General features: G+C 23.8%; 21 protein-coding genes and 1 tRNA gene. 18 read left to right on the top strand and 4 right to left on the bottom strand.

The genetic code is table 11. The features are described from left to right. Window positions 1-26 precede the first annotated feature (26 nt). Window positions 27-563, bottom strand: a complete 537-nt coding sequence (locus tag ACZ5EC_RS09775; protein ID WP_464302296.1) for a thymidine kinase — start codon at window positions 561-563, stop codon at window positions 27-29. A 416-nt stretch (window positions 564-979) separates the two neighbouring features. Here ACZ5EC_RS09775 and ACZ5EC_RS09770 point away from each other — a divergent pair, with 416 nt between their 5' ends. From ACZ5EC_RS09770 to ACZ5EC_RS09735, 8 genes are all read left to right on the top strand, one after another. Then, entirely contained in the window at window positions 980-1,696 is a 717-nt protein-coding gene (locus tag ACZ5EC_RS09770) for a lipoate--protein ligase family protein (protein WP_464302295.1), read from the top strand. A gap of 23 nt (window positions 1,697-1,719) precedes the next feature. Further along, complete coding sequence (locus ACZ5EC_RS09765; RefSeq protein ID WP_464302294.1) at window positions 1,720-3,570, top strand: sigma-54 interaction domain-containing protein; 1,851 nt, start codon at window positions 1,720-1,722, stop codon at window positions 3,568-3,570. A 288-nt stretch (window positions 3,571-3,858) separates the two neighbouring features. Continuing rightward, entirely contained in the window at window positions 3,859-4,839 is a 981-nt protein-coding gene (locus ACZ5EC_RS09760) for a thiamine pyrophosphate-dependent dehydrogenase E1 component subunit alpha (protein ID WP_464302293.1), read from the top strand. Window positions 4,840-4,854: 15 nt separating this feature from the next. Then, on the top strand, window positions 4,855-5,826 hold the full coding sequence (locus tag ACZ5EC_RS09755) for an alpha-ketoacid dehydrogenase subunit beta (RefSeq protein ID WP_464302292.1): 972 nt from the start codon (window positions 4,855-4,857) through the stop codon (window positions 5,824-5,826). 44 nt (window positions 5,827-5,870) lie between these two features. Further along, window positions 5,871-7,067, top strand: a complete 1,197-nt coding sequence (locus ACZ5EC_RS09750; protein ID WP_464302291.1) for a dihydrolipoamide acetyltransferase family protein — start codon at window positions 5,871-5,873, stop codon at window positions 7,065-7,067. Window positions 7,068-7,108: 41 nt separating this feature from the next. Next, window positions 7,109-8,197, top strand: a complete 1,089-nt coding sequence (locus ACZ5EC_RS09745; RefSeq protein ID WP_464302290.1) for a DctP family TRAP transporter solute-binding subunit — start codon at window positions 7,109-7,111, stop codon at window positions 8,195-8,197. 94 nt (window positions 8,198-8,291) lie between these two features. Continuing rightward, the gene (locus tag ACZ5EC_RS09740) at window positions 8,292-8,780 is read left to right on the top strand and encodes a TRAP transporter small permease (protein WP_464302289.1); all 489 of its coding nucleotides are present in this window, start codon (window positions 8,292-8,294) and stop codon (window positions 8,778-8,780) included. Window positions 8,781-8,852: 72 nt separating this feature from the next. Continuing rightward, the gene (locus ACZ5EC_RS09735) at window positions 8,853-10,148 is read left to right on the top strand and encodes a TRAP transporter large permease (protein ID WP_464302288.1); all 1,296 of its coding nucleotides are present in this window, start codon (window positions 8,853-8,855) and stop codon (window positions 10,146-10,148) included. 114 nt (window positions 10,149-10,262) lie between these two features. On the opposite strand, the gene ACZ5EC_RS09730 is transcribed toward ACZ5EC_RS09735, so the two are convergent. Further along, window positions 10,263-11,930 (bottom strand): NFACT RNA binding domain-containing protein, encoded by a 1,668-nt coding sequence (locus tag ACZ5EC_RS09730; protein WP_464302287.1) that lies wholly within the window; start codon window positions 11,928-11,930, stop codon window positions 10,263-10,265. 329 nt (window positions 11,931-12,259) lie between these two features. Between ACZ5EC_RS09730 and fliS the strand changes: the two genes are divergently transcribed. Then, window positions 12,260-12,703, top strand: coding sequence for a flagellar export chaperone FliS (gene fliS / locus ACZ5EC_RS09725; protein ID WP_464302286.1), 444 nt, complete (start codon window positions 12,260-12,262; stop codon window positions 12,701-12,703). Window positions 12,704-12,709: 6 nt separating this feature from the next. Here the strand turns inward: fliS and pyrE are convergent, their stop codons facing one another. After that, on the bottom strand, window positions 12,710-13,312 hold the full coding sequence (gene pyrE / locus ACZ5EC_RS09720; RefSeq protein WP_464302285.1) for an orotate phosphoribosyltransferase: 603 nt from the start codon (window positions 13,310-13,312) through the stop codon (window positions 12,710-12,712). Window positions 13,313-13,328: 16 nt separating this feature from the next. Further along, the gene (locus tag ACZ5EC_RS09715; RefSeq protein WP_464302284.1) at window positions 13,329-14,603 is read right to left on the bottom strand and encodes a hypothetical protein; all 1,275 of its coding nucleotides are present in this window, start codon (window positions 14,601-14,603) and stop codon (window positions 13,329-13,331) included. Between the two features lie 382 nt (window positions 14,604-14,985). On the opposite strand from ACZ5EC_RS09715, the gene yajC reads away from it, so the two are divergent. The 9 genes from yajC to ACZ5EC_RS09670 all read left to right on the top strand — a co-directional run bounded on the left by yajC (window position 14,986) and on the right by ACZ5EC_RS09670 (window position 22,354). Further along, window positions 14,986-15,318, top strand: a complete 333-nt coding sequence (gene yajC / locus ACZ5EC_RS09710) for a preprotein translocase subunit YajC (RefSeq protein ID WP_464302283.1) — start codon at window positions 14,986-14,988, stop codon at window positions 15,316-15,318. Between the two features lie 114 nt (window positions 15,319-15,432). After that, window positions 15,433-15,807, top strand: a complete 375-nt coding sequence (locus ACZ5EC_RS09705; protein WP_464302282.1) for a hypothetical protein — start codon at window positions 15,433-15,435, stop codon at window positions 15,805-15,807. Window positions 15,808-15,827: 20 nt separating this feature from the next. After that, window positions 15,828-17,309, top strand: a complete 1,482-nt coding sequence (secD, locus tag ACZ5EC_RS09700) for a protein translocase subunit SecD (protein WP_464302281.1) — start codon at window positions 15,828-15,830, stop codon at window positions 17,307-17,309. Between the two features lie 11 nt (window positions 17,310-17,320). Next, window positions 17,321-18,226 (top strand): protein translocase subunit SecF, encoded by a 906-nt coding sequence (gene secF / locus ACZ5EC_RS09695; RefSeq protein ID WP_464302280.1) that lies wholly within the window; start codon window positions 17,321-17,323, stop codon window positions 18,224-18,226. Window positions 18,227-18,399: 173 nt separating this feature from the next. Next, window positions 18,400-18,771 carry a hypothetical protein gene (locus ACZ5EC_RS09690; RefSeq protein ID WP_464302279.1) on the top strand — a complete coding sequence of 124 codons (372 nt, stop codon included), beginning with the start codon at window positions 18,400-18,402 and terminating at the stop codon, window positions 18,769-18,771. A 152-nt stretch (window positions 18,772-18,923) separates the two neighbouring features. Continuing rightward, a tRNA-Asn gene (locus ACZ5EC_RS09685) sits at window positions 18,924-18,996 on the top strand. A 340-nt stretch (window positions 18,997-19,336) separates the two neighbouring features. Next, a complete protein-coding gene (locus ACZ5EC_RS09680) occupies window positions 19,337-20,710 on the top strand; it encodes a hypothetical protein (RefSeq protein ID WP_464302278.1) in 1,374 nt (457 codons plus the stop codon). Between the two features lie 111 nt (window positions 20,711-20,821). Beyond that, the gene (locus ACZ5EC_RS09675; RefSeq protein WP_464302277.1) at window positions 20,822-21,457 is read left to right on the top strand and encodes a class I SAM-dependent methyltransferase; all 636 of its coding nucleotides are present in this window, start codon (window positions 20,822-20,824) and stop codon (window positions 21,455-21,457) included. Window positions 21,458-21,496: 39 nt separating this feature from the next. Further along, entirely contained in the window at window positions 21,497-22,354 is an 858-nt protein-coding gene (locus ACZ5EC_RS09670; protein WP_464302276.1) for a DMT family transporter, read from the top strand. Window positions 22,355-22,358: the final 4 nt, after the last annotated feature.

Below are 22,358 nucleotides of genomic sequence, written 5' to 3'. Positions count from 1 at the left end.
ATTAAAAATATTTCTTAATATTTTAGTTAATTACTTTGGTTTTTGAATTTATTTAAACATTCTCTACAAATTGCATTATACAGGTCAGAGCCACCAACTATTACCTTTTCTTTTTTTGTTCCAGATTTAAAATGTGTAAAAGATCCATATTCTGAACCACAAAATGAACAAATTGCCGAAAGTTTGACAACCTCTTCTGAAAATGGGATACAATTAATAATTTCTTCAAAAGGTTCAAGTTCAGATGTTGCGTCAAGTCCTGCAATAATAACGTTTTTCCCTTTATTAGCTAAATCATTTGCACTTTTAGAAAGGTTTTTAAAAAATTGGCCTTCATCTATTCCTATAACATCAAAATCTAAAAAATCATCTGGGTTAATTTCAGTTAAAAATATTTCTTTTATCCCATTTGTTGTTAAATTGTCATGTGTTAATTTTCCTCTTGTATCTATTTTGGGTCTTAAAAGAATAACTTTTTTCCCTGCAATTTTGCTCCTGTTTAATCTTCTTAATAATTCTGTAGTTTTACCAGAAAACATAGGGCCAATAATTAAACTTATCATAAATTTCCCCTTAATTATATTTTATTAAAGTTAAAATATATAATAATGTTAATATATAAATTGTATAAATAATAACATATTTTTAAAAATCTTTCATATAAAGATTTATAGTTTAAAATACTTGCAAACAAATTAATTTATATTGGTAAAAAAACATGTGTTTATGCAACATGTTTTCAATAAAAGATTATAACAAAATTGTTTTAAATTAAAAGCAATTTTTAATTTAAAAAAAATATTATAATTAAAAAATTATTGATTATTATTAAATTTTGTAAAGTATAAAAAACATATTGATTTTTTTTCTTTTTAATTCATTATACTATAAAGAAGAATATTTACTGAATGAAAATATATTTTTTATTTTATTCAATTATTAATGTTCAGGTAAAATTTTGAAATGAGTTTAGATTGATATGGATTTGATTTTAATTGATATTAAAGAATTTAATCCTATTATGAATCAAAAAATTGAAAATCTTTTATTTAATTTAAAACCAGTTTTTAAAGATAGTATTGTTATTAGATTTTGGATAAATTCAAGTTCTTTATTTATAGGAAAATTTCAAATACCTGAATTAGAAATAAATTTAAATTTTGTAAAAAATAACAAAATACCATATATTAGAAGAGATAGTGGAGGTGGTACTGTTTATCATGATAAAGGTGTTTTAAATGTTTCAATATTAAAAAATAAAAATTATTTTTTTAAATCTCATATGATTTTAGAAGAAACTAAGTTTTTAACAAGTTTTATTGCAAAATCTATATTTGAAGACAATAAAATTAACTATAATATAGATGGTAGAAATGGAATTTTTATTAATTCAGAGAAAGTTGGTGGTTCCGCTGTTGCAATTAAGAATGGGTTATTTTTATATCATACATCATTATTAATAAAATGTAATCTGGAATTTTTAAAAAACTCTATTAAGTGGGATACTGATTATGAAAATTTCAGAAAAACAATTAGAAGTAAAAGAAGTAAGGTAACCAATCTTTCAAAAATTAATAAGAATTTTACTATTTCATTTATTAAAAATAAAATTGTAAATGAATTTAAAAAAAAATTTATTTTTAAAAATATTTATATAGTTAAAGATGAAACTAATTTAAAAAAGTATTTTCTATAATAATTAAAAATATAGGATTTGTTATGGATAAAACTTATAACATTTTTAAAATTGCAGAATTTATTAAAGATCATTTTAGTATAAATCAATTAATAAAAAAGGAATTTAATAATATTTTTAAATATATTAAAAATAAAGGATTAATAATTGTATTGGATAAAAATAACAAAATAATATTTTATGAAGGTGACAATGAAATAAAGAATGAATTATTCAATAAAAAGATTGATATTCGTAATTTAAATTATTTTATTGATGGAAAACTTAATGGTTCTTTATTTTATAGTGAAGATCAGTTAATTGGTATTAAAAGAATAAGAGAAATTATTTCAAAATTAAATATTTCTATAAAACATAAATCAATTTCAATTGATTTAAATAATAAGATAAATTTTTTTCTATTGTTTCCTTATAAAAATAATGATGTTACTATAATTTTTGATTTATTTGTTAAATCAATTGAAAGGGAGATTGATTATTGTTTATTAAATAAAAGATTAGGGTTTGCTCAAGATATTTTAGAAACTATTACAAGTTCAATTGATGATGGTTTTATATGGTTTAATAAAGATGCCAAAATTTTGTTTATGAATAAAATCGCAGGTGAAATGTTAAATATTGATTCTAAAAAATGTATTGGTAAAAATGTTAAAGAAATTGTAGATTTTGAACCAGTTATTTTATCTGTTTTTAAAAATCATATTGGATATATTGATAAAGAATTTAGAATACAAAGTCCTACACTTGGTGATATTCATTTTATTAAAAGTGCTATAGTATTAAAAGATGAAGATGATAGTTTTAATGGGGTTTTGGATTTTTTTAGAAAAATTGATAGGGTAAAAAAGTTTGTGACAAATTATATTGGTGCAAAAGCTAAATTTAAATTTAAAGATATTATTGGTGAATCTTCAAAGATTAAAGAAGCATTAAGAATAGCGAATATAGCTTCAAAATCAAAATCAAATATTTTAATATATGGTGAAACAGGAACTGGTAAAGAAATGTTCGCTCAAGCTATTCATTATGAAGGGAATAGAAGAAAATATCCTTTTATTGGAATTAACTGTGGAGCAATTCCAAGAGATTTAGCAGAATCAGAGTTTTTTGGTTATGAACCAGGAGCTTTTACTGGTGCATCAAAAAATGGCAGACCTGGGAAATTCGAACTTGCTGATCATGGTACAATTTTTTTAGATGAAATTGGAGAACTTCCAATTCTGGTACAGACTAAACTATTAAGAGTTATACAAACCATGAATGTATATAGAATTGGATCGCTAAAACCAATAAATATTGATGTAAGAATAATTTCAGCAACAAATAAAGATTTATACAAAGAGATTAACAATAATTCGTTTAGAAAAGATCTGTTTTATAGATTAAATGTTATAATGATCAAACTTCCTCCATTAAGAGAAAGATTAGAAGATCTTCCTATTTTGATAAATCATTTTATAGAAAAAATTTCTATTATTTTGAAGAGAAATGTTTTAAAATATGATAAAAGTTTTATAGAACCACTTTATAAATACGATTTCCCAGGTAATATTAGAGAGCTTGAGAATATAATTGAAAGAGCTATAAACATATCTAATAATAATGTTTTAACAGCAAAAGATTTACCTGAAGTTGTTTTGAATTATGGTTCAAAAAGTTCTTATAAGCAAGATAATTTAATAAATATTAATTATGGAACTTATAATAGAAATAAAGTTAAATATAACGATTTTGTAGATTTAAAAGAACTAAAAACGAATATTTTAAAAGATTATTTTTATAAAACTAATGGTAATATAAGTAAAATTGCTAGATTAATGAATATTTCAAGGCCAACAGTTTATAAAATGTTAAAAGAGCTAAATCTTAAATAGTTTATGTAAAATAAATTTACATGTTTTTAATCTATTCTAATTTACACTAACATTTTAATTTCTATTTTCAATAAACTTTTATGCTATCCAATATTCAACTTTTCATTCAAAAATAAAGCTATTGTAAAATTATTTTACAATAATTTACAATTAATTTTATGATGCTAATATAATAAATAAAAAATACTTAATTTTATAACATAATTATACTTAATTTGGATAAAATATTGATATATTAGATGGCATATTTGTTGCTAGTTAATAATGAATAATTTTCAGGAGGTTTTTATGAATTATTCCAGGGATTTTTTGCTATCCTTGTATAGGACTATGATAAAAATTAGAAAATTTGAACTTAAAGCCGAACAACTATTTCTTGAGGGTAAGTTACCTGGATTTATACATTTATATATTGGCGAAGAGTCAATAGCTACAGGAGCAATGAAAAATTTAAATAAAGATGATTATATTACAAGTACCCATAGAGGTCATGGCCATCTTATAGCAAAAGGTGGTGATATAAATAAAATGATGGCTGAGTTATATGGTAAAAGGACTGGATACTGTAAAGGAAAAGGTGGCTCAATGCATATTGCTGATTTTAGTATTGGTGTTTTAGGAGCAAATGGAGTTGTTGGAGGAGGGTTGCCTATTGCTGTTGGTGCTGGTTTAAGTATTAAATTTAGAAAAACTAAACAGGTTGTAATTGCTTTTTTTGGTGATGGAGCATCAAATACAGGTGCTTTTCATGAAAGTTTAAATTTTGCTTCTGTATATAAATTACCTGTAATATTTTTAAATGAAAATAATAAATTTGCTTCAACAGCAAGAACCAGTGAAACAACATCAATTGAAAATATTGCTGAAAGAGCTATAGGTTATGGAATTCCAGGTATTACTATAGATGGTAATGATGTTTTAAAGGTATATGAGGAAGTTAAAAAGGCTGTTGATAGAGCTAAAGCAGGAGAAGGTCCAACTTTAATAGAAGCAAAAACTTATAGAATAAAAGGCCATTTTGTAGGTGACCCAGAACAATATAGAGATAAAAAAGAAGTACAGGAATTCTTTAAAGTTGAACCAATAAAAAGATTTGAAGAATATTTGTTAAACAAAAAATTAATTAATCAAGAGTTTATTACAAAGACTGGTGAAGAAACAGAAAAAATTATTTTAGATGCTGTAAAATTTGCAGAAAATTCACCTTATCCTGAAGGTGTTGAAGCATTACAAGATTTATTTGTTGATGATACAAAGTATGATTATTGATAGGAGGTATTTTTTATGAGAGAAATTACTTTTTCTGAAGCGCTAGGTGAAGCAATGTATGAAGAAATGTCTAAAAATCCAAATATAATAACTTATGGTGAAGATATAGCAAAACAGGGTGGAATTTTTGGAGCTTATAAATCATTATTAGGAAAATTTAAAGATAGAGTATTTGATACTCCAATTTCTGAAGAAGTTATTTATGGTTCAGGTTTAGGAGCTGCATTAACTGGATTAAGGCCAGTAGTTGAGTTCCATTTTGCTGATTTTTTGTTTACTGGAATACAATCTATAACATTGCAAATAGCAAAAATAAGGTATATGGTTGGTGGGCAGGGTAAGATCCCTTTAATTCTGAGAGGACCTGATGGTATTAGTAAATCTGCAGCTGCGCAACATTCTGAATCTATTGAAACTATTTTTATGCATGTTCCAGGAATAAAAGTTGCTATACCATCTACCCCTTATGACATGAAAGGTTTAATGAAAACAGCTCTTAATCAAGATGATCCTGTAATATTTTTTGAACATAAAATGCTTTATGCTAAAAAAGGGGAAGTACCTGAGGAAGAATATTTTATCCCATTTGGGAAAGCAGATATTAAAAGAAAAGGAAAAGATTTGACAATAGTTTCAACTTCAAGAATGGTACATGAATCATTGAAAGCTGCTGATGTATTAATAAAAAATGGAATAGATGTAGAAGTAATTGATTTGAGAACACTTGTGCCATGGGATAAAGAAACAGTTATTAATTCTTTAAAAAAGACAAATCGTTTATTAATTGTTCATGAAACATGGAAAAGAGCTGGATGGGGTGCGGAAGTTGCAGTGACTATTCAGGAAGAAGCTTTTGATTATCTTGATGCTCCAATAATGAGAATTGGTGGTAAAAATATTCCTATGCCATTTAGTCCTCCGTTGCAAGACTTTGCTGTACCAGATTATAATGATATTGTTAAAACAGTGAATGAAATTTTTAATTAAAAATATGTTTTTATAAACTTTATATTTGAAAGATGGAGAAAATTATGTATGAAATAAAAATGCCAAAATTTGGTTTAAATATGGAAGAAGGAATTATTGAGCAATGGTTTAAACAGGAGGGAGATAATGTTAAAAAAGGGGAACCATTAATGGAAATTTCTTCTGACAAAATAATAAATCAGATTGAATCTCCTGTAAGTGGAAAAATTATTGAATTGATAGGTGAAGAAGGTGAAACCTATAAAGTAGGAGAAGTTATTGGAATTATAGAAGAAGAAAATGATTCATACGAAACTACTCAAAAAAAGAATTTAAATAAAAAACAGGATAAAACGAAAATTTCAAAAAGTTCTCCAAATAAAGAAAATGAAGGAAAAAAATCCATAAATATTGAAGAAAATGCTTTAAATAAGAAAACCCATATAACCCATATAAAAAGTAATAGGATAAAAATTTCTCCTATAGCTAGAAAAACAGCTCTTAAATACGGTATTGATATAACAAAAATTTCTGGTACTGGTCCTGGAGGAAGAATTATACTTAAAGATATTGAAAATTTTCTAAAAATTAGGAGTACAGAGGGTAATGAATTTGAAGAAATTAAATTAAGTGGAATTAGAAAAACAATAGCGAAAAAATTATCAGATGGGTTTCATTCTGCTGTTACAGTTACAAATGTAACTAAAATTGATTTTACTAATTTTTTGAAATGGGTTAAACATAATAATATTACTGTTACTTCCGGGATAATTTACTTTCTTAAAAAACCATTAACAACTTATAAAAAGTTTAATTCACATTTTGATGGAGAAAAGCTAAAAGTTTTCAAAAATATAAATATAGGAATAGCAGTAGATACGACAAATGGCTTAATTGTACCAGTAATTAAAAATGTAGAGCAAATGGATTTTAATTCAGTAAATTCTTATTTAAAAGAGATTTCTTTAAAAGCAAGAAATAATGAAATTACTCAAAACGATTTAATTGGTTCGACATTTTCAATTACAAATTTAGGAATGATGGATACTATTCTTTTTACTCCTGTAATTAATCCACCTGAGGTTGCTATTATGGGTATTGGTACCATTAATAAAGAGTTTAAAATATTTAATAATAATTCATTTTCAATTAGAGACATTGCATATATTTCTTTGTCTTATGATCATAGAATTATTGATGGTGCTGATGCAGCAAGATTTTTGATAGAATTTAAAAAAGAAATAGAAAATGTAAAAATATAACCATATAAAAGGTTATTTAATAAAAAAAACAAGGAGTTTTTATGAAAAAGTTATTTAAAGTTACCTTGGTAATTTTAATTACTCTAATTATGGTTTTTTCAATATTTGCGTGTTCAAAGAGTAAAACAGCATCTAAAAATTTTACTCCAAAACCTGAATACAAATTATCAGTAGTAGTAGGACCAACTTTTGGTTGGGGTATTGCTGCTCAAAGATTTGCTGATGAAGTAAAAGAAAAAACTAATGGAAAGATTAATATTAAAGTTTATTATGGTGGTCAATTATTTGCTGGTAAGCAAACAAATGAATTTCAGATATTAGCTACAGGTGCTGCTGATTTTGCTTTTGGTTCAACTATTAACTGGTCTCCAGTTGTTCCAGAACTTAATATTTTTTCATTACCATTTTTTATTAACAATTATACTAACCTTGATAAAATTGAAAACGGTAAAACTGGTAAAATGTTATTTGAAAGGTTATCAAAAAAGGGAGTTATTGGGTTAGCCTGGGCAGAAAATGGTTTTAGAGAAATTACTAATAGTAAAAGACCAATAAAAGAACCATCAGATTTAAAAGGATTAAAAATAAGAGTTGTTGGATCTCCTATCTTTTTAGATATTTATAAACAATTAGGAGCTGATCCAATTAATATGAACTGGGGGGATGCGGTAACAGCTTTCCAGCAAGGAGCAGTTGATGGCCAAGAAAATCCTGCTGATATACTTAAAGTTGTTAAAATATGGCAATATCATAAATATGCAACTTTCTGGAATTATCTGGTTGACCCTGTTATAGTAGGTGTTAATAAAAAATTATTTGAAAGTTTTCCAAAAGATATACAAAAGATCATAAAAGATGCAGCTGCTAATGCTGCAGAATTTGAAAAAGCATATGTAAGAGTTGGGCTGGATGATGGTTCTTCTTTGAAATTATTACAAACTAAATTTAATTATACACCTGATGTAAGTAATTTTGATAAATTTTTTAAAGAAAATGGACTTGAAGTTACATATTTAACAAGTGATCAATTAGCAATGTTTAAAGAAGCTACAGCATCAATATATGATAAATGGATTGAAAAAATTGGTAAAGATATTTATGAATCTGCAAAAGCAGATATGAATAAATAAGAATAAATTTGTTTTATTATTGTTGATTTAATTTTAAAGCAGGGGGATAAAAATCCCCTTGTTTTAAATAAATATAAATGGAGGCTTTATTAATATGGCTAAAGTAGAAAATAAAAAATCTAAATTTACTTTAGATGAATGGATAGGTGCTATCATTTTATCTATTATGGCTACTATTGCATTTATAAATGTATTAAGTAGATATTTGTTTCATTTTTCTTTATCATTTACTGAAGAGATAGAAATAAATCTATTTGTCTGGTTAACTGTTTTGGGAATAGGGATGGCATTTAAAAAAGGATCACATTTAGGTATGGTAACAGTATTTAATGCTTTACCAAAATGGCTAAAAGTAGTTGTTATAATTTTTACAGCAATAACATCATTTACTTTAATATTGATAGTTAATATATATGCATTAAAAGAAATTTATCAAGATTTAACATTATTTCATGCCACTTCTGAATCATTAGGAATACCAGTTTCGATTTATACATCTGGAATTCCGATTTTTTCTTTATTTGTATTTTATCAAATAATTAAAAAAACAATTATTGATGTAAAGCAATTATTAAAAAAATAATTAAGTATTTTAGTTAAAACAAAATTATTAAATTTAAATAAATAAAATATTTTTTCTTTCTAGGAGAATATAATGGGTGCATTAGTTATTTTTGGGTTATTTTTTATATTATTAGTTTTTGGAATTCCAATAGGTTCATCTATTGGTACTTCAGCAATTTTTGCTATATGGAAGTATAATTTAGGTTTAGATCTTATTTCAAGAAATTTTGCAGCTGGAATTGCTAAATTTCCTTTAATTGCAATACCTTTTTTTGTTTTAGCAGGAATTTTGATGGAAAAAGCAAAAATAGCAAAAAAAATTGCTGATTTAGCTACAATTATTGTAGGGAAATCTATTGGTGGATTGGCTGTTGCTGGAATTGTTACTGCAATGTTCTGGGGAGCTGTTTCAGGTTCTGGACCAGCTACTACAGCTGCAATAGGATTAATACTTATTATTCCAATGATTAATCAAGGATATGATAAATATTTTTCCGCTACTACTATAGCTGCAGCAAGTGGGTTGGCTATAATTATACCTCCAAGTATAGCTTATATAGTTTATGGAAATGTTACAGGTGTATCTGTTGGTGCTTTGTTTTTAGGAGGAATTATTCCTGGATTAATTATAGGATTAGCATTAATTTTTGCTGCTATTTATGTTTCTAAAAAAAGAAATTATAGAGGAGTTGAAAAAAGAGGTTCATTTAAAGAAATTGCAAAAGCAACAAAGGATGCTTTTTGGGCATTGTTAGCACCAATAATAATTTTAGGTGGAATTTATATGGGGATTGCAACTCCAACTGAAGCTGCTGTTATTGCTGTTTTTTATAGTTTATTTGTGGGTTTGTTTGTATACAAAACTTTAAGTTTTGATGATATTATGAAGGCTTTAATAGGAACAACAGTAACATCGTCAGTTGTAATGTTTGTAGTTACTTTTGCTGGTATTTTTTCACTTGCAGCAACTTCACTTGGTGTAATTGATCAAGTTACAAATTTTGTAGTTTCAATTTCTCATTCAAAATTAGTAATTTTATTTCTTGTAGAAATTATTGTTCTTATAGGGGGGATGTTTCTTGATGCAATTTCTTTAACTTATGTGTTAATGCCAATTTTAATGCCTGTTTTAGCTATATATCATGTTGATTTATTATATTTTGGAATCTTGTTTACTGTTGCATTAGCTATTGGGCAAATTACTCCTCCAGTTGCGGTTAATTTATATGTTGCAGCAAATTTAATAAATAGTAGTCTTGATAAATTATCAAAAGAGGTTTGGAAGTTTGTTTTTGCAGCTGTTTTAGGTCTTGTAATTTTAACTTTATTACCTAAATTATCTACTTTTTTACCTGTTTTATCAGGATTACATAAAGTTTTACCATAAAAAGTAATAATTTATAACATAAATAAAATTACTTAATTTTATTAGATAGTTATTGTTTGATTTTAAGTTGAAAACTCATATACTATGTTTTATTAATGTTATTATTTTAATTTATTAATTTTTCCCTTTTATAGAATTAATTAAATCTTGATCCAGTTCAACATAAAAATTTTTGTTTTTAGTATATATAACTTTGCCTTTACCGTTTTTAACAGGTTTAAGATATTTACATTTTGTATAAACAATATCAGCTTTTTTGTTATTTCGAGCTTTAGAAAAATAGATTGCAAGGTTTGAAGCTTCTTTTATATCAGTCTGGTTTAACTCTTTTGATTTAATTATTACATATGAACCTGGAAAATCCCTTGTATGAAACCAATAGTCTTCACCTCTTGCATGCTTTTTTAAAATCTCAAGATTATGTTTAGCTGATTTTCCAACAAGTGCTATTTTTCCTGAACTTAATGTAAAAATATAATATTTATCGGATTTTATATATTGGTTTTTATTTTTATTATAGGTTTTGTTATTTAAATCCTTTTTATTAGTTGATTTGTTTCCTGAAGATAGAAAATAAGTTTTATTAGAAAAAAGGATATTGTTTTTATTTATAATATTTAATGTATCATCGTTAAATATTAGTTTTATAACATCTTTGAAATAGGTAGAAATTTCATCAATAGATTTAAGATTATAAAATTTATTGGTTAAATTGCATAAAAAGGTTTCATTAATTTTATTAAATTTGTTTATTTTATTCTCAATTGAGCTAATCTGTTTAACAATTGTGTTTTTTCTTTTTTCAATTTCTTTAATTTTTCTCTTAAACTTTTTACTTAAAGTAAAATAATTATTTGCAAGTTGAATTGGGTTTGTTGTTTTATCTATTAAAAGGTTAATCTCTTTATTTGCTGTATAATCAAAAATTTTTATATTTTTAGAAGAAGTATTTTCCTTTTCTTTAATATTTATTTCATAATTTTTATTATTATCATTTTTATTTTTATTCTTCGATTTTTTACTTTGCTGATCTTTTAATTTTAATTTATTAACTTCTTCTAAAATATAGTTCTGATTTGTTAAAATTGCTTTACCTATGTTATTATAAGATTCATAATTTAAACTTTCAGTATATTCCTTTTCAAGACTATAAAGAAGTTTTTTTAACTTTTTTACTTTTTTTTCAAATTCTTTTATAAGTTGACTTAAAAAATTATTAATCTTTTTACAATTATAAAAACAATAAACAGAAATAAGTGGATTTAGATGATAACTGAATAATTCATCTCTTATTTCAAATTTGGTATTAATTTTTCTTATAGGTAACTCTTTATAAGTTTTACCTGGTAATTCTTCTCGTAATTTACTATTTCTTTTTTTTAAGCTGGAAATTATTCTGTTACTATCTTTTTCTATTAAAAAGATATTTCCATTTCTATCAATCATCTCAAAAATTAGTAATAAATTTTGAAATTCAATTGAAAATATTCTTTCATTGTTTTTAAAATTTATCTCAATGACCCTTTTCCCTTTTAAATATTTTCTTAAACTTGAAGTAAAATTATATGGATTTTTTGGTGCTTCTTCAATTGGTTTGCCATATGCAAAAAAAGAGTAACTTTGTTCAATATTAAAAATTGTATGAAAATTATCTTTTCTGGAATGAAAAACTATATACAATTGGTTATTGTTAATTTGTGTAATTTTTGATATGGAACTTCCGATAATATCATTCTTAAAAATATTTAATAATTTTGAGATCTCTTTATAATTTAAAGACATAATTAATTCCTGTTCCAATGTTAATTTTGAAAAAAATAAATTTAATATTATTTATATATAATAATAATTTATATGTGTAATCAATTCAAATTCTAGAATTATAACTAATTTACACATTTTTATTGACATAACCATTACAACTATTTTCATTGTTAACATAACACTTTTTTTAGCTTATAATTAGTTAAAATTTATATAAGAAATAATTTTAATCAATTAAATTGTCTATAATAATAATTAAAAAAAAGTGGTCAAAATAAAATTGTTTCTCCGATAATAGATATATACAATTTAAAATATAATGATTCTTTATAATTAAGGAGGGATTTTTGACTGATAAAAAGAGAGTAAACAATTATTTAGAAATGAAAATAAAAACAGCTTCTCCTATTCAATTAATTATAATGCTTTATGAAAAAGCAATTCAATCTTTAAATTATTCAATTGAACTTTTAGAAAGTGATAATATAAAATATGATGAAGTTAACAATAATATTTTACGTGCACAGGAAATAATTTCTGAATTAATGTTGTCACTCGACTTTGAAAAAGGTAAAGAAATTGCTCAAAATTTATATAAAATATATGATTATTTAATCAGGGAATGTATAGATGCAAATATAAAGAAAGATAAAGATAAATTAAAAAATATCGTTTCAATACTTGATGATTTAAAAGATGCCTGGGTTCAAATTTCCAATGATGAGAAAGTTAAGAAGATGAATACAAAAAATATAAATCAAAATGGTTCATCTTTTAATGTTTCTTTGTAGTAAAATTTAAACAGGCTTATCAGATGAACCAGGTTTTGTAATGGGGATCCCTTTTTTACATAAAGGGCAATTTTCAGGTTCCCATGTTTCAATTTCAATTTTTAAAAGTGAATTAAGTTCAAGGTTATCAATTTTAAATCCATTAGATCTATCCACAATTGCAAAAATCCCTTTTATATCAAATCCTTTTGCTTTTAGAAGGGTATAAACCTCATTTATAGAACCCCCTGTAGTTACTATATCTTCTATTATAATAGTTTTTGCCCCTTTTTTATACTGGAATCCATTCCTAATACTCATTTCACCATCTTTTCTCTGGGTAAAAATAAATTCTTTTTTAAGTTTTAATGCAGTTAAAAATCCAAAAGTAATAGCTCCAAATGCAGGAGATACAATGAAATCAAAATCAAGTTTTTTTTGCAAAATAAGTTTTACAAGTTCATTTGATATTTTATCAAGATTTTCAGGGTTTTGTACCAATCTTATTTTTTCGATATATTTGTTTGAATGTCTCCCTGAAGTAAGTTTAAAATGTCCGGTTAATATGCAATTTGCCTTTTCCAGAAGCTCAAGAATTTTCTTGTTGTTGAACGTTTTACTATTTTCCATTCAATAGCTCCTTTTTTTATTTTTTGATTTGATCTCTGATTAATCTATCTATACTAACAGGTTTATAATATTTTCCTTTTTCAAAATTATAAATAAAATTTTTTATTTTACTATTAAAATTATATAAGAGGTTACTTTTGTTTGCAATTTTGATTAAAGGTTCACTTATAAATTTATATTCTGTTTCATTTATATTTTTTAAGGATTGTAAGGTGGAATTTGGTGTGTCAGGTAATTTGTCAATAAATGTATAAAAATTATTTTTTTTAAAAAATGGGGTTAGAATTAATTTTTTTATAAAATAAAATCTATTTAGTTTAAATATAAATTTGTATAAGGTATATTTTATAATTGTAATTTTATTTTTTAATATATTTTTGTCTTTTATAATTTCAAAATTATTCTTAAATATAAATTTGTTTTTTAAAAAATTTAAAATTTGTTCTCCTATATTAATTAAATCTATTGGATCGAGTGCTGGTAATTTTAGAGTCTTTGTATTTGAAATTTTAAATAAGTTTTGTGTTTCTTTCAGGAATTTTATAAAATATTTAAGGTGAGTTTCATAATAAAATACCTGTTTTAAAGAAAAATTAATAACAGACAAGAATCCATTTGTAGTATTTAACCATAATTTTCTATAAACATAAGGAGTTATATCATCAACTTCAACAAAAATACTGGAAACATCATTGTTAATATAATTATTTTTTACATTGAAATATTCAGGGTATTTAAATAAAAAATTTTCAGGTATAATTATTTTCCCTTTAGTATTCCAGAAAATTGTATTTTTGAAAATATCTTTTGAAGCATTGAAAAGTATTATAAATCTATAATATTCAATTTTTTGCAATAATTTAGAGTAAGATGGTTTATCAGAATAATCTTGATTTTTTTTATCTAATTGTGATAAAAAGTATTGTGGTTCAAAACCAATCCCATTTTGTATAAAAAGTACTGGAGATTTTATTAAGTTGTTTTTTATAATAAAGTTATAAAATTTATTTATACCATTTAATTTAATACCACATAATATTAGATCTATTTTTTCTTTATTCCATAAATTTATGGGTATATTAAATTTTGAATCTTTATACCATTTTATTACAAGATTATAATTTATTTTAATATTTTTGAGATGTTCATTTTTAGATAAATATTTTGTTTTATTAAATAGATTATTTTCAAATTTGAAGCTATTTGTAACAAATAATTTATTATTTTTTTGAAATAAAGATGCAACTACTCCTGAAACAGACCCCAATCCATATATTAAAATGTTTTTCATATAATTTTTCCCATAGAATTTCAAAAAATAAGTTTCTTTATATTAGAATCTTTATATTGAAAAAATTTTCAATTAAAAAATTAATAAAATAACTTTTTTTGAAATTGATTTATATTAACTAAAATTTTTTTTATATATATATTCAATTTTATTTGTTTGAATATATAATTTAAATTCTTATTAAATATATAGAATAAATTTTAAAAAATTAAAACAAAATTATAGTAAATTTAAATCTTATTATTATTCAAATCAAACTGTTTTTTAAATTGTGCATTTTGTATAAATAAAGAGGAAAGGAATAAAGAAAAAAATAATAACAAATAATTGACTTTTAACTCCCTTTATGATAAAGAAATATAAAACTTAAATGGAGAGTAATATGGCTAACATATTTTATTTATTATCAACTGCAGGAGCAGCTTCTGGACAAGCGTCAGGTTCAAGTAGTTTTATGACAATGTTTTTACCTTTAATTATTATTTTTGTTCTTTTTTATTTTTTATTAATAATTCCACAAAAAAGACAACAGAAAAAGCATCAACAGATGTTAAATTCTATTGAAAAAGGCGATGAAATTGTAACAACTGGTGGTATTCATGGTAAAGTTGTATCAACCAAAGAAACTACAATTGTTGTAAAAGTTGATGATAATGCATCTATTGAATTTTCAAAAGGTGCTATTGCTAAAGTTATTAAAAAAAATGAAAAATAATTATTTATAAAATTTTATAAATTAATTTTTAAAAATTTAATTATAAATTTAAAATATATTTATAAATTAAGGTATCAATAAACTTAAATTATTTACAAAAAGTTTGTTCTAAAAATGAATATAAAGAAAAAAAAAATAATTTTAATTTTTCTTCTTTTTTTTTATTTAATTAGTGGTTTAATTGTGTTTGGACAAACTGGTGATAAAAAAAATGATGATTCTAATTCAATAATTATTGAAGAAGTAGAAACAAATACAAACAATGATAATAGTGAAGTTAAAAAAGACAGCAATAATATTAAAAAGCAAGATAAAAAAAATGAAAAAGGTGGTGTTAAGTTTTCAAATTCAACTGATTTGAAAATTGATGAATTAGGATTTTTAAAACCACAGATTAGTGTTTACTATTTTTTATATTTGATTTTAGGATTTTTATTTATATTTTTTATTTATATTTTTAAAAGAAAAGAAAAAATTAAATTTTATTAAAATGGAAGTTTGGAGGAATAATGAGTAATAGAACTAGATTCTGGATTACAGTTTTTCTAATTATTTTTTCAGCTTATTTACTTTATCCAACCTACCTCTGGTATTTTAAAGTTAGTAATGAAGATAAATATCTTCTCTCTTTAACTCCCGATGTTTGGGCGGATATGAAATTAAGTGATGAAAAGATTAAGAGTTTAGAAGATTTAAAAAAATTAAGAAGAAAAATAATTAATTTAGGTTTGGATCTTAAAGGTGGTGTATATATTGTTTTAAAAACTGATTTTGATAAAATGGGTTCAAATCTAACACAAGAAGACAAAGAAGATGCTATAAACAGAGTTTTAACTATTTTAAGAAACAGAATTGACCAGTTTGGGGTTAGTGAACCTCAAATTAAAAGAATGGGGAAAAATTATATAGCAATTGAATTACCGGGAGCAAAAGACCCTGAAAGAGTTCAAAATATAGTTATGGGTCAGGGTAAGCTAACATTTCAATTTGTTGATGATAAAACATTTGAAATACTTAAAAAAACTCCAGGTGCTTTTAATGAAAATGGGGATCTTATTAGAAAAGATCTTGTTCCTGCTGATGATGAAGTTGTTTACAAATATTATAAAGATAAATATGGAAATTATGTAAGAGGAAATCCTACAGTTTTAAAGAAAAAGGTCGAACTTGATGGGTCATATTTAACTAAAGTTAGTGTTGTACAGGGTCAATTTGGTCCAGAAGTTACATTTATTTTGAATTCTGAAGGTGCTACAAGGTTTGCAAAACTAACTTCAGAAAATGTAGGTAAATATCTTGCAATTGTTCTTGATGGTAAGGTTCAGGAAATTGCAAGAATAAAAGAAGCAATTCCTGGAGGAAGAGTTTCAATTTCTGGACAATTTACAGTTGAAGAAGCAAATGACCTTGCTTTGATTTTAAGAGCTGGTTCTTTACCTGTTCCTTTAGCAATAGTAGAAAAGTCTGAAATTGGTGCAACTTTGGGTAAAGATTCTATTGACCAGGGTATTAGAGCTGGAATTATCTCAGCTATAATTGTTTTACTATTTATGCTTTTTTACTATAAAATTTCTGGGTTTCTGGCTACTTTATTAATTGGATTAAACTTATTCTTTTTAGTAGCTTTTTTAGCTTCTTTTAGTTATACTTTAACTTTACCTGGAATTGCAGGTATTATTCTTAATATAGGTATGGGTGTAGATGCTTTTGTAATTATTTTTGAGCGTATAAAAGAGGAGCACAGAACAGGGAAATCAACAAGAATTGCTGTTGAGTCAGGTTTTAAAAAAGCTTTTCTTACAATTTTTGATGCAAACTTAACAACATTAATTGCAGCATTAGCATTAGCTCAATTAGGTGCTGGTCCTATAAGAGGTTTTGCTGTTACTCTTTCAATTGGTATTATTATGAATATGCTTGTTGCACTTGTTACAGGTAGATGGTTATTTTCAGCAGTATTTAATAAAGATGAGCAAAAGCTTTACATATAAGGGGGATTTTAGTGAGAAAAGATTTAAACTTTGTAAAATATAGATTTATTGCTATTGGAATATCAATTATTTTGATTCTGATTGGTTTTATTTCAATTTTTATGCATAAAGGGTTAAATTTAAGTATAGACTTTGCAGGTGGTGTTGTATTTCAAACAAAAATAGATACAAATACAAACCTTTCTGAAATTAGAGATATATTAAATAAAAATGGTTTTGGTAAAGATGTTCAACAGATTGGGAAACCGGATGATCACATATTTTTAATTAGAATAAAATCAGCTAAAGATGATGCAAAGAATAATGAGAATATTGAAATTGTAAAAAAAATTTATGAACAAAATTTTGGAAAAGATAAAGTTCACTGGAGATCTGTTAATTTGGTTGGACCTTCCATGTCCAAGCAGCTGGTTGGATCTTCGTGGGTTTTAATAACTGTAGTTTTTGGATTAATTTTAATTTATGTTTTAATCCGATTTAAGCAGTTTCAATTCTCCCTTGCAGCAATTATTGCTCTTATACATGATTCATTAATAACGATTGGAATATTTTCAATATTAAATAAAGAAATTTCAACTCAAATAGTTGCAGCCATATTAACACTAATTGGTTATTCACTTAACGATACGATAGTTGTATTTTCCAGAATTAGAGAAAATAGAAATCTTTATCCAAATATGTATTTCCCTGATCTAATAAATAAATCAATTAATGATACTCTATCCAGAACAATTGTTACTTCTTTAACTACATTTGTTGTTGTTTTATCAATTTATATATTTGGTAGTACTGTAACAAGAGATTTTGCTCTTGCATTAGCTATTGGTATATTTGTTGGTACTTATTCATCAATTTTTATAGCAGCTCCTATATTAATAGGAATGTCAAAAGAGAAAAATAAAAAAGCAGCCAGATAGGCTGCTTTTTTTTTATTAATATTTGGGTTAGTATAAATTGAAAAATTTAGATTTTATACTATAATATTAATATTAAAAAAATAAAAGATATGATAATTTTAACAATAATACTTTTAAATTAAAAAAGAAAGGAGTTTTATTTTAAAAATATACTTATTTTTTGAGGGGGAATTATGCAAGATCAAAAGTCTTTTGTTTATCTTGAACACGAATTTGAAAAAAAATTTAGGGATTATATGAATCAGGCTGAGGATTGGATTGATATTGAAAATTTTTTTAAAGATATAGTTATCCAATTTATTAATTCAATTTTAGAGGATTCAAAAATAACAATGGAAGATATTATTATTGATTATGAAAATAAAAAAATAAAATTTTCTAAAAATTTAAGAAATTATACTGAATTTATGGAGATTGTTGAAAATTCTGATCTCATTGACATTATAGATAGATTTGCAAAAGACCTTTTTAATAGAGTTAGACACAAAAGAGGAATGGATAAAAAAGTAGCTAATAATATTAATATTTCTTCAAAAAAAATGTAGAATAAATATATTATCTTATGATTAGAATATTATGTTTTTATTATTTGTTTTATTATTTCTAAATAATAAAATATAAAAAAATAAAAGTTAAAGTTGAGATATTTGCTTGACAAATTTATAAAATTTGTTATTTATTTCATCGCAAAGGTCATTCCAGCTTAGCTCAGTCGGTAGAGCAGCTGACTGTTAATCAGCGGGTCGCAGGTTCAAGTCCTGCAGCTGGAGATTTAAGGCTGTCCTGAAACTTAAGGGACAGCTTTTTTTTTATGTTTCTAAGCCATATTTTTAAATAAAAAGAAAGATATAACATAAGTTTTAAGATAGTTCTATATTTTATATATCATTGCTTTTACTAAACTTTTCTTTATAGCATAACCAATAGTTATATTTTTATTTAAACTTCACTATTATTTATAAAAAAAAATTTTTTATATAGTTTTGAATACATTTTCTTAATTATTTTTACAATTATTAATTTTATACCTGTTAATTTTATATTCATTAATTATTTATTCACTGATTTCATTTTCATCTGTTAAAATAGATAAAATAGATTAAAATATAAATGAAGGTGAAATTTATAGTTAATAAAACAATAGAAGAATTAATAAATTTTGTAAACAAAGATGAAAATATAAGAGTATTTTTGCTAAATGGTTCAAGGGTTAATAAATATAATATTAAAAAAGGAAATCAAATGTCTTTAAAAGTTATAAAAAATAAAAATCTTTATTATTGTAAAAACAGCTATTTAAATAAGTTTTTTAAAAAATCAAACATTTTCTTAATTTTAATAACTTTTTTAATTTTTTTTGCTATTTCAATTTTTGGTGAAGATGATAAATTAATAGATATATTTCTTTTTGATTATGATAAATCTACTTCATTTTACTCTACTGATATGAATGGACCTGATACTCCATTTAATTATAGCAAATATCCATCAATAAACCTTTTTGATGGTAATTTTAAAACCTGCTGGGTTGTTAATGGAAATGGGAAAAATGCTGAACTGTTTTTGAAATTACCTGATTTTAATATTGAAACAGATAAAAATTCAAATGAGGATAATGTTTCAACAACTAAGAGTGAAGATTACAATTATTCATTTATTTTAAATATTTTTTCTGGTTATAGTAAAAGTGAAGACCTATTTTTTAAAAATAGCAGGCCAAAAGTAATAGAATTAAGCTTTTACTATGGAGAAGGGTTTTACTCTGAAACAGGAATGGGTTTATATGCTTTAAAATTGAAACAAAAAGTTATTATAGATATAAAAGATATTTTTGATATTCAAAGTTTTAAAATTAATCTTGCCAATATTAATTTTAAACAATTGAAGGAAACTATGGATAAAGTTTATAAAAACAGTGAACCTGATATTGAAAATAGGGATATTCACACATTACTGGTGAAATTAAAAGTAATAGATGTCTATAAAGGTAGTAAATATGATGATATTTGTATTTCTGAAATTTTTTTAAATAATGTTTTTGAATACTTTGATAAAAGTGTAGAAAGTGTAAATAATAATCAAAATTCCAAACAAAATAATTTTAAAATAAATAAAAAAGAATTGAATAATATTAAAAATGTTTTTGTTGGTAAAAATAATCATGACCTGATAGTTGAATTTAATGATAAATATATTATAAGATATAAGTCTGAAAGTTCAATAATTCAACTTGTTGATATTTCTAAAGATAAAAGATGGATAATAATTATTGAGATACCAGAGGAAAATGTATCAGGACATGTTGAAACAAAATATAGTTTAATAGATTTGTTAACAGGTAAAAAGGTTAATTCTATTTTTAAAAAATATACCGGGATTGATATAACGATTGGACCTATCTATTTTGAAGATGAAGAAAGATTTAAAAATAAAGTTATCATTTATCTTAATTGTTGGGATTCATATAGATTAATTTTGAAATAAAGAAATTTTTGTTGAAATCCTTTTTTTAATAATTTTATTGGTTATAATTTATAATTAAAAATATTAAATAAAATTATAGTTTTTAAAAAAAGATTAATATAGGTTAGAATTTTGATTTATTTAATAATTGGTATTTTATTGTTTGCTGCAACTTTTGTTTTTTTTATATCTGATGGTAAATATTTTGGAAAGAAATTATTTTTTTATATTTATAATATATTTGGGATACATATTTTTTCTATAGATACAGAGAAAGATATCTGGCAAAGACTCTATTATGAACTGGATTTAAAGGGAAATGAAAAGATTCTTGATATAGGTACAGCAACAGGAAATTTACCGATTGCTATGGGTTTAATCAATTCATTTAAAGGGGAAATAACAGGTATTGATTGGTCTCCAAAGATGATAGATTATGCAAAAAAAAGAGCAAAAGCTATGAAATTAGATAGTAAAATAAATTTATTTGTAATGGATATAACTAAAGAAAAGTTTTCAAAAAATAATTTCTTTGATGTGATTTTTTGCTTTGGTTTAGTTGAAACTTATAAAAAGCCTGAATTACTTCTTAATAAAATAGTTTCTTTACTTTCAAAGAACGGTATAATTGTATTAAGTTTATACCGTTCAGGTGTAAAATTAACTGAAAAATATTACAAAGATTACTTTATTAAAAATGGATTTAATAATTTTAGAATAATATCAATTAGAAGAAGTATGGATTTTATAATTATTAAACACATGTAAAAAAATAATTTAAATAATAAGGTTAGGAATATAGATAGGATGGGGTTTGCATATTTTGCATTATTGGGAAGAATATTCTTACTTGGTTATGAAAAAATAATAGTTAAAAAATTAGGAGATAATTCTAATTCAGTTGCAGCTACTTTTTTATTTTTTTTAACTGCAACCTTATTTCTTTTGCCATTTATTTTTATAATAAAAAAACCTGAAAATTATAACTTTTTAATTTATATATTATTTAGTAGCTTTGTTTATTCTATAGCATTTGTATTATATGTAAAATCTTTATCTGAAGCTGATGCTTCTTTAGTTGGACCATTATATAACTTCAATGTATTTTTCCTTTTATTATTAACTGCTATATTTTTAAATGAAAAAATTACAATATATAAAATAATTGGTCTTATTTTACTTATATATGGGGCATCTTTTTTAAATAAACAGCAAAATTTTTATTATTCCTTAAAAATATTATTTAAAGAGAGAGCAACTTATTTAATGATAATAAGTTCATTTTTAATAGCAGCAGGTAGAACTATTGATGGGTTTGTTGTACAAAAAATTGCACCACTAAATTATGCATTTTACCTTTATCTTTTTATAACAATGTTTTTATTGATGTTTTTAATTGTTAAAAGAAATCTTTATTATGCAATTACATTATTTAAAGAAAAACCCAAAATTGCTTTTGTTTCAGGCTCAGTTAATGCTTTTTCATATTTTATGTTGTTAATAGCTTTTACAAAAATTGATGTAAGTGTAGCTGAACCCATGTCAATGTTAAGTATGATAGTTACAGTTATACTTGCACACTTTATATTTAAAGAAAATATAAAAAATAGAATAATAGGTGTATTTATAATGATAATAGGAGCATGGTTATTGTACTTAAGTTGATATA

This window comes from Exilispira thermophila, assembly GCF_055389015.1.
Note: the sequence above shows the minus strand (reverse complement) of the source record. Positions and strands in the feature narration are given on the sequence as shown.

Bases quoted from the DNA above. Each gene is read 5' to 3' on its own strand.
- ACZ5EC_RS09730 (WP_464302287.1), bottom strand. From the start codon at position 11,930: ATGTCTTTAAATTATAAAGAGATCTCAAAATTATTAAATATTTTTAAG.
- secD (WP_464302281.1), top strand. From the start codon at position 15,828: ATGAGTAATAGAACTAGATTCTGGATTACAGTTTTTCTAATTATTTTT.
- ACZ5EC_RS09750 (WP_464302291.1), top strand. From the start codon at position 5,871: ATGTATGAAATAAAAATGCCAAAATTTGGTTTAAATATGGAAGAAGGA.
- ACZ5EC_RS09670 (WP_464302276.1), top strand. From the start codon at position 21,497: ATGGGGTTTGCATATTTTGCATTATTGGGAAGAATATTCTTACTTGGT.
- ACZ5EC_RS09735 (WP_464302288.1), top strand. From the start codon at position 8,853: ATGGGTGCATTAGTTATTTTTGGGTTATTTTTTATATTATTAGTTTTT.
- ACZ5EC_RS09765 (WP_464302294.1), top strand. From the start codon at position 1,720: ATGGATAAAACTTATAACATTTTTAAAATTGCAGAATTTATTAAAGAT.
- ACZ5EC_RS09755 (WP_464302292.1), top strand. From the start codon at position 4,855: ATGAGAGAAATTACTTTTTCTGAAGCGCTAGGTGAAGCAATGTATGAA.
- pyrE (WP_464302285.1), bottom strand. From the start codon at position 13,312: ATGGAAAATAGTAAAACGTTCAACAACAAGAAAATTCTTGAGCTTCTG.
- ACZ5EC_RS09770 (WP_464302295.1), top strand. From the start codon at position 980: ATGGATTTGATTTTAATTGATATTAAAGAATTTAATCCTATTATGAAT.
- ACZ5EC_RS09715 (WP_464302284.1), bottom strand. From the start codon at position 14,603: ATGAAAAACATTTTAATATATGGATTGGGGTCTGTTTCAGGAGTAGTT.
- ACZ5EC_RS09745 (WP_464302290.1), top strand. From the start codon at position 7,109: ATGAAAAAGTTATTTAAAGTTACCTTGGTAATTTTAATTACTCTAATT.
- ACZ5EC_RS09775 (WP_464302296.1), bottom strand. From the start codon at position 563: ATGATAAGTTTAATTATTGGCCCTATGTTTTCTGGTAAAACTACAGAA.
- ACZ5EC_RS09680 (WP_464302278.1), top strand. From the start codon at position 19,337: ATGAAGGTGAAATTTATAGTTAATAAAACAATAGAAGAATTAATAAAT.
- ACZ5EC_RS09760 (WP_464302293.1), top strand. From the start codon at position 3,859: ATGAATTATTCCAGGGATTTTTTGCTATCCTTGTATAGGACTATGATA.
- ACZ5EC_RS09690 (WP_464302279.1), top strand. From the start codon at position 18,400: ATGCAAGATCAAAAGTCTTTTGTTTATCTTGAACACGAATTTGAAAAA.
- ACZ5EC_RS09705 (WP_464302282.1), top strand. From the start codon at position 15,433: ATGAATATAAAGAAAAAAAAAATAATTTTAATTTTTCTTCTTTTTTTT.
- ACZ5EC_RS09740 (WP_464302289.1), top strand. From the start codon at position 8,292: ATGGCTAAAGTAGAAAATAAAAAATCTAAATTTACTTTAGATGAATGG.
- yajC (WP_464302283.1), top strand. From the start codon at position 14,986: ATGGCTAACATATTTTATTTATTATCAACTGCAGGAGCAGCTTCTGGA.